Origin of the sequence: Pectobacterium nicotianae, assembly GCF_023272715.1 — a bacterium.
GTDB lineage: Bacteria > Pseudomonadota > Gammaproteobacteria > Enterobacterales > Enterobacteriaceae > Pectobacterium > Pectobacterium brasiliense.
In genome coordinates, this window is record NZ_CP096821.1 from 219,419 (window position 1) to 231,765 (window position 12,347).

General features: G+C 50.0%; 8 protein-coding genes, 3 tRNA genes and 2 rRNA genes. 11 read left to right on the forward strand and 2 right to left on the reverse strand.

What is annotated here, in order from left to right:
- Positions 1–109 precede the first annotated feature (109 nt).
- From MYB54_RS00935 to yjfF, 9 genes are all read left to right on the forward strand, one after another.
- Positions 110–185: transfer RNA gene (locus MYB54_RS00935), tRNA-Glu, on the forward strand.
- A gap of 227 nt (positions 186–412) precedes the next feature.
- Positions 413–3,319, forward strand: a 23S ribosomal RNA gene (locus MYB54_RS00940).
- Positions 3,320–3,440: 121 nt separating this feature from the next.
- Positions 3,441–3,556 (forward strand): 5S ribosomal RNA (rrf, locus tag MYB54_RS00945).
- A gap of 52 nt (positions 3,557–3,608) precedes the next feature.
- Positions 3,609–3,685 (forward strand) — tRNA-Asp (locus MYB54_RS00950).
- A gap of 54 nt (positions 3,686–3,739) precedes the next feature.
- Positions 3,740–3,815, forward strand: a tRNA-Trp gene (locus tag MYB54_RS00955).
- Positions 3,816–4,254: 439 nt separating this feature from the next.
- A complete protein-coding gene (gene ytfQ / locus MYB54_RS00960) occupies positions 4,255–5,211 on the forward strand; it encodes a galactofuranose ABC transporter, galactofuranose-binding protein YtfQ (RefSeq protein ID WP_010283932.1) in 957 nt (318 codons plus the stop codon).
- Positions 5,212–5,401: 190 nt separating this feature from the next.
- Positions 5,402–6,919, forward strand: a complete 1,518-nt coding sequence (ytfR, locus tag MYB54_RS00965; protein ID WP_040034473.1) for a galactofuranose ABC transporter, ATP-binding protein YtfR — start codon at positions 5,402–5,404, stop codon at positions 6,917–6,919.
- Positions 6,909–7,919 carry a galactofuranose ABC transporter, ATP-binding protein YtfT gene (gene ytfT / locus MYB54_RS00970; protein ID WP_010283927.1) on the forward strand — a complete coding sequence of 337 codons (1,011 nt, stop codon included), beginning with the start codon at positions 6,909–6,911 and terminating at the stop codon, positions 7,917–7,919. The genes ytfR and ytfT overlap by 11 nt, the downstream gene beginning before the upstream one ends.
- The gene (gene yjfF, locus MYB54_RS00975; protein ID WP_010294682.1) at positions 7,919–8,881 is read left to right on the forward strand and encodes a galactofuranose ABC transporter, permease protein YjfF; all 963 of its coding nucleotides are present in this window, start codon (positions 7,919–7,921) and stop codon (positions 8,879–8,881) included. The genes ytfT and yjfF overlap by 1 nt, the downstream gene beginning before the upstream one ends.
- A gap of 21 nt (positions 8,882–8,902) precedes the next feature.
- Here yjfF and hdfR read toward each other — a convergent pair whose 3' ends face one another.
- Complete coding sequence (hdfR, locus tag MYB54_RS00980) at positions 8,903–9,730, reverse strand: HTH-type transcriptional regulator HdfR (protein ID WP_010294681.1); 828 nt, start codon at positions 9,728–9,730, stop codon at positions 8,903–8,905.
- Positions 9,731–9,850: 120 nt separating this feature from the next.
- Here hdfR and MYB54_RS00985 point away from each other — a divergent pair, with 120 nt between their 5' ends.
- Positions 9,851–10,189: a MaoP family protein gene (locus MYB54_RS00985; RefSeq protein WP_010283921.1), complete on the forward strand. Its 339-nt coding sequence runs from the start codon at positions 9,851–9,853 to the stop codon at positions 10,187–10,189.
- A 57-nt stretch (positions 10,190–10,246) separates the two neighbouring features.
- On the opposite strand, the gene MYB54_RS00990 is transcribed toward MYB54_RS00985, so the two are convergent.
- Entirely contained in the window at positions 10,247–11,773 is a 1,527-nt protein-coding gene (locus MYB54_RS00990; RefSeq protein WP_014916972.1) for a YifB family Mg chelatase-like AAA ATPase, read from the reverse strand.
- Positions 11,774–12,180: 407 nt separating this feature from the next.
- Between MYB54_RS00990 and ilvL the strand changes: the two genes are divergently transcribed.
- Complete coding sequence (gene ilvL, locus MYB54_RS00995; protein ID WP_071531109.1) at positions 12,181–12,279, forward strand: ilv operon leader peptide; 99 nt, start codon at positions 12,181–12,183, stop codon at positions 12,277–12,279.
- Positions 12,280–12,347: the final 68 nt, after the last annotated feature.

Below are 12,347 nucleotides of genomic sequence, written 5' to 3' on the forward strand. Positions count from 1 at the left end.
CACAGATTGTCTGATGAAAATACTGAGCAAGCGCACCTGTTGATGTCATGAGTGTAGACTCATGCTGACGCGAGCGTGCCGGGTTTATGACCTGGTGCGGATTTTTCGTGTCCCCATCGTCTAGAGGCCTAGGACACTGCCCTTTCACGGCTGTAACAGGGGTTCGAATCCCCTTGGGGACGCCAATCCGATAATGAGTGAAAGACATTATCACGAATATCTTAAAGATGATTCTTCGGAGTCATGTTTACGATATTGCTCTTTAACAATCTGGAACAAGCTGAAAATTGAAACATGACAGCTGAACATGCATGACGGCCTTCGGGCGTGTCGTGGTGAATCAGTCTGTCAATGAGTCTCTCAAATAATCGCAGCGCGATGATGATTCAATCGAAACATCTTCGGGTTGTGAGGTTAAGCGACTAAGCGTACACGGTGGATGCCTAGGCAGTCAGAGGCGATGAAGGGCGTGCTAATCTGCGATAAGCGTCGGTAAGCTGATATGAAGCGTTATACCCGACGATACCCGAATGGGGAAACCCAGTGTGTTTCGACACACTATCATGACATGAATACATAGTGTCATGAGGCGAACCGGGGGAACTGAAACATCTCAGTACCCCGAGGAAAAGAAATCAACCGAGATTCCCCCAGTAGCGGCGAGCGAACGGGGAGGAGCCCAGAACCTGAATCAGTTTGTGTGTTAGTGGAAGCGTCTGGAAAGTCGCACAGTAAAGGGTGATAGTCCCGTACACAAAAATGCACAGATTGTGAGTTCGATGAGTAGGGCGGGACACGTGACATCCTGTCTGAATATGGGGGGACCATCCTCCAAGGCTAAATACTCCTGACTGACCGATAGTGAACCAGTACCGTGAGGGAAAGGCGAAAAGAACCCCGGCGAGGGGAGTGAAATAGAACCTGAAACCGTGTACGTACAAGCAGTGGGAGCCTACTTGTTAGGTGACTGCGTACCTTTTGTATAATGGGTCAGCGACTTATATTCTGTAGCAAGGTTAACCGTATAGGGGAGCCGCAGGGAAACCGAGTCTTAACTGGGCGTTAAGTTGCAGGGTATAGACCCGAAACCCGGTGATCTAGCCATGGGCAGGTTGAAGGTTGGGTAACACTAACTGGAGGACCGAACCGACTAATGTTGAAAAATTAGCGGATGACTTGTGGCTGGGGGTGAAAGGCCAATCAAACCGGGAGATAGCTGGTTCTCCCCGAAAGCTATTTAGGTAGCGCCTCGTGAATTCATCTTCGGGGGTAGAGCACTGTTTCGGCTAGGGGGTCATCCCGACTTACCAACCCGATGCAAACTACGAATACCGAAGAATGTTATCACGGGAGACACACGGCGGGTGCTAACGTTCGTCGTGAAGAGGGAAACAACCCAGACCGCCAGCTAAGGTCCCAAAGTCATGGTTAAGTGGGAAACGATGTGGGAAGGCATAGACAGCCAGGATGTTGGCTTAGAAGCAGCCATCATTTAAAGAAAGCGTAATAGCTCACTGGTCGAGTCGGCCTGCGCGGAAGATGTAACGGGGCTAAACCATGCACCGAAGCTGCGGCAGCGACACTTAGGTGTTGTTGGGTAGGGGAGCGTTCTGTAAGCCTGCGAAGGTGGCCTGTGAGGGCTGCTGGAGGTATCAGAAGTGCGAATGCTGACATAAGTAACGATAATGCGGGTGAAAAACCCGCACGCCGGAAGACCAAGGGTTCCTGTCCAACGTTAATCGGGGCAGGGTGAGTCGACCCCTAAGGCGAGGCTGAAAAGCGTAGTCGATGGGAAACAGGTTAATATTCCTGTACTCGGTGTTACTGCGAAGGGGGGACGGAGAAAGCTAGGTTATCCGGGCGACGGTTGTCCCGGTTTAAGCGTGAAGGTGGGTGACTTTGGTAAATCCGGGTCATCGTTAACACTGAGGCGTGATGACGAGTCACTACGGTGATGAAGTAACCGATGCTACGCTTCCAGGAAAAGCCTCTAAGCTCCAGGTAACATCAAATCGTACCCCAAACCGACACAGGTGGTCAGGTAGAGAATACTCAGGCGCTTGAGAGAACTCGGGTGAAGGAACTAGGCAAAATGGTGCCGTAACTTCGGGAGAAGGCACGCTGATGGTAGGTGAAGTGACTTGCTCATGGAGCTGAAATCAGTCGAAGATACCAGCTGGCTGCAACTGTTTAATAAAAACACAGCACTGTGCAAACACGAAAGTGGACGTATACGGTGTGACGCCTGCCCGGTGCCGGAAGGTTAATTGATGGGGTCAGCCGCAAGGCGAAGCTCTTGATCGAAGCCCCGGTAAACGGCGGCCGTAACTATAACGGTCCTAAGGTAGCGAAATTCCTTGTCGGGTAAGTTCCGACCTGCACGAATGGCGTAATGATGGCCAGGCTGTCTCCACCCGAGACTCAGTGAAATTGAACTCGCTGTGAAGATGCAGTGTACCCGCGGCAAGACGGAAAGACCCCGTGAACCTTTACTATAGCTTGACACTGAACCTTGAGCCTTGATGTGTAGGATAGGTGGGAGGCTTTGAAGCGTGGACGCCAGTCTGCGTGGAGCCAACCTTGAAATACCACCCTTTAATGTTTGATGTTCTAACGTGGACCCGTAATCCGGGTTGCGGACAGTGTCTGGTGGGTAGTTTGACTGGGGCGGTCTCCTCCCAAAGCGTAACGGAGGAGCACGAAGGTTAGCTAATCCTGGTCGGACATCAGGAGGTTAGTGCAAAGGCATAAGCTAGCTTGACTGCGAGAGTGACAGCTCGAGCAGGTGCGAAAGCAGGTCTTAGTGATCCGGTGGTTCTGAATGGAAGGGCCATCGCTCAACGGATAAAAGGTACTCCGGGGATAACAGGCTGATACCGCCCAAGAGTTCATATCGACGGCGGTGTTTGGCACCTCGATGTCGGCTCATCACATCCTGGGGCTGAAGTAGGTCCCAAGGGTATGGCTGTTCGCCATTTAAAGTGGTACGCGAGCTGGGTTTAGAACGTCGTGAGACAGTTCGGTCCCTATCTGCCGTGGGCGTTGGAAGATTGAGAGGGGTTGCTCCTAGTACGAGAGGACCGGAGTGAACGCACCACTGGTGTACGGGTTGTGATGCCAATTGCATTGCCCGGTAGCTAAGTGCGGAAGAGATAACCGCTGAAAGCATCTAAGCGGGAAACTTGCCTCGAGATGAGTCTTCCCTGGACACTTGATGTCCCTGAAGGGCCGTTGAAGACGACGACGTAGATAGGCTGGGTGTGTAAGCGTAGCGATACGTTGAGCTAACCAGTACTAATGACCCGAGAGGCTTAACCTTACAACACCGAAGGTGTTTTAAAGACTCATATAAAACGATGTTCAGCTTGTTCAGAGATTGGTTCTGGTGGTTGTGTGACACAAAAAAGTGAAACATAACGGCTAGAATGAAACAGAATTTGCCTGGCGGCGATAGCGCGGTGGTCCCACCTGACCCCATGCCGAACTCAGAAGTGAAACGCCGTAGCGCCGATGGTAGTGTGGGGCTTCCCCATGTGAGAGTAGGGAACTGCCAGGCATCAAATTAAGCAGTAAGCCAGAGCGATCTGGTGGTTGTAGAGAAATTCGGTGGAGCGGTAGTTCAGTTGGTTAGAATACCTGCCTGTCACGCAGGGGGTCGCGGGTTCGAGCCCCGTCCGTTCCGCCACTTATTAAAAATTATGCCTGCTAACTTTAGCAGGCATAATGTTAAGCGTAATTTAGGGGCGTAGCTCAGTTGGTAGAGCACCGGTCTCCAAAACCGGGTGTCGCGAGTTCGAGTCTCTCCGCCCCTGCCAAATAAAACCCTTCACGTTATCGTGAAGGGTTTTTTTTGATCTGTACTTTATGCTCGATCCTGTCTCGTATCCTTCTTTCCAATTTCTTCGTTATTTCTCTCCTCTGGATGTCTAATTAATCTAACGTGTTGTTATTTAATAGATAAAATTCACTAATGTGCTGTTGATAGATCGTGCTGATTTAGCTGTAAATATGCACAAAATAACCGTAATACCAGGTTGTGAACTTGCTCATTCACCTTGTTCGATATTTGAACTAAAACTATCTACAACCTGAGTGAAAGGAAGTTGTTTTTCAGAACGATCCTTCAGGTTGCATTCACTTGTTAGTGATACCTGCCAACATCACATCGGTAGCGCTACAGCAGAAATTCGTAGCGCTATGCTGTACCTGAAATCTGACTAAGTAGCTGTAAGACTACACAGAAGGAGTTTAAGTATGTACAGACGTTTACTGGTAGCTGTTGCTGTAAGCACTGCGTTATGTGGTGCCGTACAGGCAAAACCCTTAACGGTTGGGTTTTCCCAGATTGGTTCAGAATCAGGATGGCGCTCTGCGGAAACTAAGGTGTCAAAGCAGGAAGCCGAGAAGCGTGGGATAACGTTAAAAATAGCGGATGCTCAGCAGAAGCAGGAGAATCAGATTAAGGCTGTGCGGTCGTTCATCGCTCAGGGCGTAGATGCCATATTTATTGCTCCAGTTGTCGCGACAGGTTGGGCACCAGTCTTACAGGAAGCTAAAGAAGCAAAAATTCCCGTGTTCCTGCTTGATAGAACGATTGAGGTTAGCGATCCATCGTTGTACACCGCTGCTATCGCCTCTGATAGTGTCTATGAAGGAAAAGTGGCAGGGGAGTGGCTTGTGAAAGAAGCCGCTGGCAAACCTTGTAATGTTGTTGAGTTGCAGGGAACGGTTGGGGCTAGCGTTGCGATAAACCGTAAGAAAGGGTTTGCTGACGGTATAGCTTCAGATCCACAGATAAAAATTATTCGCTCACAGTCGGGGGACTTTACTCGTAGCAAGGGTAAAGAGGTCATGGAAAGCTTTATTAAAGCTGAGCAGAACGGGAAAAATATCTGTGCGGTTTATGCACATAATGATGACATGGCAATAGGCGCTATTCAGGCAATTAAAGAAGCGGGTCTGAAACCTGGTTCACAAATAAAAGTTGTCTCCATTGATGGTGTCCCCGACATTTTTAAAGCTATGATGAATGGCGAAGCTAATGCCACCGTTGAATTAACACCTAATATGGCTGGCCCTGCTTTTGATGCTTTATTAGCGATGAAGAAGGACGGGAAACAGCCTGAAAAATTCATTCAAACCGAATCACGTTTATTACTGCCTGACACGGCAAAACAGGAATATGAAACCAAGAAAGACCTTGGTTATTGAGATTTATATTGTGGATTTATCATTGATATAAATTTTGCTAAATACCTGGCAGAAATATAAATATGGGAAAGTGGGCTTGCTATGTTTTCTGCACCGTTTAATCACGGGACAGTGAATATTGTCAGCCTACTTACCATAATATTGCTCAGGTGTGATGTAGCCTTGTTAAGTTGTCGCATAGGTGATGCTGATGGAAACGACACGGTTGTTAGATATTCGGGGCATGAGCGTTGAGTTTCCAGGGGTAAAAGCACTAGATCAAGTGGACTTCACGCTTAATCGCGGCGAAATAGTGGCGCTATTAGGAGAGAATGGTGCAGGGAAGTCAACGTTAATTAAGGCGTTGACTGGCGTTTACCATCGCTCAACGGGTGAAATTATCCTCGATGGTATGGCGATTAATCCTGTAAATACGGCTCATGCTCAGTCATTGGGTATTGGCACGGTCTATCAAGAAGTCAATCTATTACCGAATCTGTCCGTTGCGGCAAATTTATTTATTGGCCGTGAGCCCACACGTTGGGGCATCGTGGATCAACATAAAATACTGCATCAGGCCGAAGCACTTTTATTGAATTATGGACTGATGATCGATGTTAGTCATCCGCTTGGTAATTACTCCATCGCAGTGCAGCAAATTGTCGCTATCGCCAGAGCTATCGATCTTTCCGCTAAAGTTTTAATTCTTGATGAACCGACTGCAAGCCTTGATGCAAAAGAAGTCGATATGCTACTGGATATATTGCGGACGTTGCGCGACCGCGGAATCGGTATGATATTTGTGACGCACTTTCTGGATCAGGTTTATCGCATTAGTGACAGAATTACCGTTTTGCGTAATGGAAGATTAGTGGGGACATTGCCTGCCGCAGAATTACCACGTATTGAATTAGTCCAAATGATGTTGGGGCACAGTTTTGATGAAACGTTATTGAAGCGTGGCGAACATAGTGACGTCTCAGGTGAGCCCATCGTGCAGTTTAAACACTATGGTCGGCGTGGCTCGATTAATGACTTCGAGCTTTCCGTGCGCCCGGGAGAAATTGTTGGCCTCGCTGGTCTACTGGGTTCCGGCCGGACAGAAACTGCGCAGCTGATATTTGGTATTAACGTGCCTGATGCCGGTGAAGCCAGAGTTGATGGCAAACAAGTCAGCATTCGCACGCCGCGTGCAGCAGGAAAACTCGGCTTTGGCTATTGCCCTGAGGATCGCAAGACTGACGGCATTGTCGGTGCGGCAACGGTACGAGAGAACATCATTTTGGCGCTTCAGGCGCAACGTGGCTGGCTGAAGCCCATTTCCTTACGTGAGCAAACCCGTATCGCTGAAAAATTTATCAGCCTATTAGGGATTCGTACGCCGAGTCCAGAGCAGGAAATTCAGTATCTATCGGGAGGGAATCAGCAAAAAGTCCTGCTATCGCGCTGGCTGGCAACAGAACCGCGCTTCTTGATTCTGGATGAGCCAACGCGAGGAATCGATGTTGGTGCGCATGCTGAAATCATTCGCCTGATCGAAAAATTGTGTGAGCAGGGGATGGCGTTACTCGTGATCTCTTCTGAATTGGAAGAACTGACTGGTTATGCGGATCGCATCATTGTGCTGCGCGACAGGCAGCACGTTGCGCATCTTGAACATAATGAGATCTCGGTTGCCGCAGTGATGCAGGCAATCGCAGTACAAACGGGAGCAGATGATGACAGATAATAACGTCAAACCTGCCAAAAAAGTCCGCTTAACGTTCACCAAAGGGGTGCCACAGCTTCTGGCGCTCGTTGCCATCTTGCTGATTGATAGCATGGTCGCGCCCAACTTCTTCTCCCTCCACATTCAGGATGGGCGCTTGTTCGGTAGCCTTATCGACATCCTTAACCGCGGTGCGCCCGTTGCGCTGCTGGCATTAGGTATGACGTTAGTGATTGCCACTGGTGGAATCGATTTATCGGTTGGTGCGGTAATGGCGATTGCAGGCGCGACGGCCGCAACGCTTACTGCTGCTGGTCATCCGCTTCCTTCTGTACTGCTGGTTGCGCTATTGGTTGGTGCGCTGTGTGGGCTATGGAACGGTTTTCTGGTTGCGGTGTTACAGATTCAGCCGATTGTGGCGACGTTGATGCTGATGGTTGCCGGGCGAGGCATTGCTCAGCTGATTACCGAAGGTCAAATTATCACGTTCGATAACGCCGGGTTGGCTAAGTTGGGCAGCGGAACCCTGTTCTATCTACCCATGCCAGTGATTATTGCCTGCGTGATGCTGTTGGCGTTGTGGATTTTGACGCGTAAAACGGCGCTTGGGCTATTTATCGAATCAGTCGGTATTAATTTGCGATCGGCTCGCAACGCAGGCGTGAGTACGAAGCTGGTATTGGTCGCAGCTTATGTCATATGCGGCGTGTGTGCGGCCGTAGCGGGCGTTATCGTGACGGCAGATATCCGTGGGGCGGATGCGAACAACGCGGGCCTCTGGTTGGAATTAGACGCGATTCTGGCTGTGGTGATCGGTGGCGGTTCGCTACTTGGGGGGCGTTTTAATTTGCTGCTCTCTGTCGTCGGTGCCTTGATTATTCAGAGTATGAATACTGGCATCCTGCTGTCTGGCTATCGGCCGGAATTCAACCTGGTTCTGAAGGCACTCGTCGTTCTGCTGGTTTTGGTTATGCAATCTCCACGCATTTCGTTGCACCACCTGTTCAGGAGGAAAACATAATGTTGAAACGCCACTTCCCCCTGTTGATGACGATTCTGGTCTTTATTGCTGGCTATTTATTCTGTCTCAGCCAGTTTCCCGGCTTTGCGTCGACGCGAGTTTTCTTCGATTTACTGACGGATAACGCCTTTCTTGGGATCGTGGCAGTTGGGATGACGTTTGTCATCCTGTCTGGCGGGATCGATCTCTCCGTAGGGTCAGTTATTGCATTTACTGGTGTGTTACTGGCCAAACTGATCGGTACGTATGGCATTGATCCTTTCTTTGCGTTCGCAATAGCGCTGGTGATGGGCGCCATGTTTGGCGGGCTGATGGGATGGATTATCGACACGCTCAAATTGCCAGCCTTTATTATCACACTGGCGGGTATGTTCTTTGTCCGAGGAATGAGCTTTATCGTCTCACAGGAGTCGATTCCAATCGATCATCCGGTCTATAGCCAACTGGCGGGTTTAGCATGGCGCATGCCGGATGGAGGACGGTTTACCTTTCTGGCGCTGGTTATGTTGATTGTGGTACTGCTGGGGATCGTGATGGCGCACCGTACCCGTTTTGGTAACCGTGTTTATGCGATTGGGGGTAGCAGCTATTCAGCGGAACTGATGGGGGTGCCCGTCAGGCGGACGACGATTCATATCTACATGCTTTCCAGTACGTTAGCGGTGCTGTCAGGTATTGTTTTCTCTCTCTACACCTCCGCGGGTTATGCTCTGGCAGCAAGCGGTGTGGAATTGGACGCCATCGCTGCCGTTGTCATCGGCGGTACGCTACTGACCGGTGGTGTCGGAACCGTATTGGGCACCCTGTTTGGCGTACTGATTCAAGGTCTGATTCAAACGTATATCACGTTTGATGGTACCTTGAGCTCATGGTGGACAAAAATCGTCATTGGTTTCCTGCTGTTTGCTTTCATTGGGTTACAGAAGGCGTTAAGCACATTCTGGTTAGCCAGACGTGCTTAAGTGAGTTGTGAGCAAAATAGCTCATGGATTAATCACAATAGGCGTTTTCAGCAACTGACGAATCATCGTCTGCTGATCGCTGTTTTGTAACCAAACGGCGTAAAACGGGCGCACGACGGGCTGACTGTCGCCAACTATCCGCAGGTTGGAATAGGTTTGTAACCAATGGCTGGGTAAAAACGCGCAGCCGCCGGTTGTTTCAAGCAATTGGCGGGTCAACTGGGCCGATGTTGTTGTCAACACGGGAAGCTGATCGCTGGCTAATAGGCGATGTTCCTGCTGATGAAAGTCTGCGCCCCACTCTAATTTTATATAAGGCAGTTCCTGCCCGGGTGGGTGCGCTTCTGCAGCAAACAGCGAAAGGGAGAAGTTACCCAGTAGCTGGCTCGCCAATTCTTCCATTTTTGGCTGTTCGGTTGTAATCAACAGATCCAACTGACGCTCATGGAGTTGTTTTACCAGCGAGTGACGTAAGGCAATGCGCGCTTCTAGCTGGAGCAGCGGGCGCTGTTGATACAGCGATTGTAGCCAGGGAGTCAGATAGGCCTCCCAGAGTGACGCCGTTGCTCCTACCGAAAGCAGGCTGTGTTGCTGCGAGCGTGCGACTTCTTTTTTGGCGATCTGCCAGGTACCGATAAGGCTTTCCGCATAGGGCAGAAGCCGTTCGCCAGCGGGCGTCAGACGTATGTTGTTCCGATGGCGCGTGAACAGGTTGGCACCAAGCTGCGTCTCTAACTGGCGAATCCGAAAACTCACCGCTGACTGCGTGAGATACAGGGATTCGGCGGCACGGCCAAAGTGTCTTGTCCTGCTGACTTCCAGAAAGGTTTTTAGTAATTCGGTATCCACGCCCATCTCCAAAAAAATTTTGTCGTAATGATTTAAATGTTTTGTTTTACACAATGTCAAGCCTATCTAATACTCCGCGCCATAAACAACACGACCATAGAAGAATTAGGAGCGTGTAAGATGGCAGAAAGCTTCTCTACCACTAATCGTTTTTTTGATAACAAGTTCTACCCGCGTGGTTTTTCCCGACATGGCGACTTTACGATTAAAGAAGCACAATTGTTGGAACGCCACGGCTACGCGTTTAACGAGCTGGATTTGGGTAAACGTGAGCCAGTGACGGAGGAAGAGACATCGTTTGTTGCAATGTGTCGCGGCGAACGTAAAGCGGAAACGGAACTGGAAAAAATCTGGTCCAAATATCTGGATCGTATTCGTCGTCCTAAACGCTTCCATACGTTGTCTGGTGGTAAGCCGCAGATGGATGCAGTGGAAGAATACACTGAAAGCGATGATTAATTAAGAATGGGGCTAACGCCCCATTTCCTTTTGTAGCGAACAAATGTAATGCTCTCGCTATTCAAGGTTTTTGTGGAGCTGGATGAGCAAGCGATCCATACAGCGATAGCTCAGCGCTTCGGCAAGGTGTTTTCTTTCAATATTATCCCGACCGCCTAGGTCAGCGATCGTGCGCGCGACTTTCAAGATCCTGTGCCATGCACGTACGGATAAGCCAAGTTTGTTCATCACCTCTTCCAAATAGGTCGCATCAGCCATCTCCAATCCGCAGTGTTTTTCTATTTCACGTGAAGTGAGTAGCGCGTTGATTTTATTTGCCCGCTTCAGCTGTATCTGCCGTGCGATCAGCACGCGCTCACGAATTGTCGCGCTGCTTTCGCCTTGATAATGCTGCTGAGATAAAACCCCTGGTGGTAGTAAAGGGACTTCGATTGAAAGGTCAAAGCGATCCAAAAAGGGACCGGAAAGTTTGCTGAGATAGCGCAGTATTTGTTGTGCCGGCAACCGGTTATGAACGCCCTGATAGTGTCCTGAGGGGCTGGGATTCATTGCGGCGACGAGCTGCACCCGTGCTGGGTAGCACACTTTAGCCCGAGTGCGGGAAATGATAATTTCACCGGACTCCAGAGGCTCTCGTAGTGAGTCCAGTACGCGTCGCTCAAACTCCGGTAATTCGTCCAAAAATAGTACACCGTTGTGGGCGAGCGAGATTTCTCCGGGTTTGGGTAGCGACCCTCCGCCCACGAGCGCAGCCATGGAGGAACTATGGTGAGGCGCTCTGAACGGTCTGGCTCGCCAGCGCGTCATGGTGGCATCAATGTTGATTAGGCTGTTGATGGCGGCGCTTTCCAGCGCTTCTTCATCGCTTAATGGTGGCATCAGATTGCCTAATCGACTCGCCAGCATGGTTTTCCCTGTTCCCGGAGGCCCTAGCAAGAGCAGGTTGTGACCGCCTGCCGCCGCGATTTCTAACGCGCGTTTAGCCTGTTCCTGACCGATGATATCCTTCAGATCGAGCGTATCTTCCTCGATCGGTGGAACGGGCGTCATGTCGGAGCAACTGAGCAATTCCTCTTCTCCACTGAGAAAAGCACACACGTCCAACAAATGCCCGGCCATTAGCGCTTCACCCTGTGGTATCAGGGTCATCTCCCGTTTATTGTCATCTGGCAGGATAAGCTGGCGGCCTGACTTTATGGCTTCCAATGCAGCGGGAATCGCGCCATTGACGCCACGTAAGGTGCCAGACAGGCCGAGTTCGCCAAGAAACTCGTAGCGGCTTAGCTTCTCACCATCGATTTGTTCTGAGGCCGCCAGAATCGCCAGAGCAATCGGCAGATCGTAGCGTCCTCCTTCCTTTGGCAGGTCTGCGGGGGCGAGATTGACCGTGATGCGCTTCGCCGGAAACGTAAATCCGCAATTGATGAGAGCGCTACGCACGCGATCACGCGCTTCCTTGACGGTGGTTTCTGGTAAGCCCACCAGCGTTAGGGCTGGTAGCCCGCTGCTGATATGAACTTCGATATAAACGTCCGGTGCTTGTACACCAATCATTGCCCGAGTATAGGTAACTGCCAATGACATGCTATTTCCCCTTTGCTGATGGTTTGCATCATGTCTGGCAAGGGAGAAGAAGTAGAGACTGTCTTCGCCACTTTGCGCGGCGATGTCATGAAATAATCCTCTGTTTCAGTAATGAGTGAAATTTGTGCGTGATGCGCCGCAATTATGTAGGGTGAACCGATGGCTTAATGCTATCCGCCGATTGACGACCCTCGTTTTCATCTGTCACGTTTCTCGTACAACGCTCATTTTTACGCCAACGGGCGAAAATAATTTGATGCGCGTCTACCTTATGATTACGTTGTATTTTTTCTCCTATCATAGGTAATACTTACGGGTGGCAATGAAAAAAAATTGTTGTCAGGCCATGTCTTACTGTGATAACTCTGTAGGCATTCGTTCGACAGAAGATTAATGAACAACCTATTATGAAAGCCCTATCCCTAGTGATTAGCCTAGTCGTGATTAGCGTGGTGGTGATTATTATCCCACCGTGCGGGGCTGCACTTGGACGAAGAATGGCTTAGAAATCAAGGCCTAATTCAAGAAAACCCCCGCACCGAAAGGTCGGGGGTTTTTTGTTGGGCGTAATCTA

What these genes read in the sequence shown, in the direction of transcription:
- ytfT (WP_010283927.1), top strand. Translation starts at nt 6,909, where the DNA reads ATGACAGATAATAACGTCAAACCTGCCAAAAAAGTCCGCTTAACGTTC.
- ilvL (WP_071531109.1), top strand. Translation starts at nt 12,181, where the DNA reads ATGAAAGCCCTATCCCTAGTGATTAGCCTAGTCGTGATTAGCGTGGTG.
- MYB54_RS00985 (WP_010283921.1), top strand. Translation starts at nt 9,851, where the DNA reads ATGGCAGAAAGCTTCTCTACCACTAATCGTTTTTTTGATAACAAGTTC.
- MYB54_RS00990 (WP_014916972.1), bottom strand. Translation starts at nt 11,773, where the DNA reads ATGTCATTGGCAGTTACCTATACTCGGGCAATGATTGGTGTACAAGCA.
- ytfQ (WP_010283932.1), top strand. Translation starts at nt 4,255, where the DNA reads ATGTACAGACGTTTACTGGTAGCTGTTGCTGTAAGCACTGCGTTATGT.
- yjfF (WP_010294682.1), top strand. Translation starts at nt 7,919, where the DNA reads ATGTTGAAACGCCACTTCCCCCTGTTGATGACGATTCTGGTCTTTATT.
- ytfR (WP_040034473.1), top strand. Translation starts at nt 5,402, where the DNA reads ATGGAAACGACACGGTTGTTAGATATTCGGGGCATGAGCGTTGAGTTT.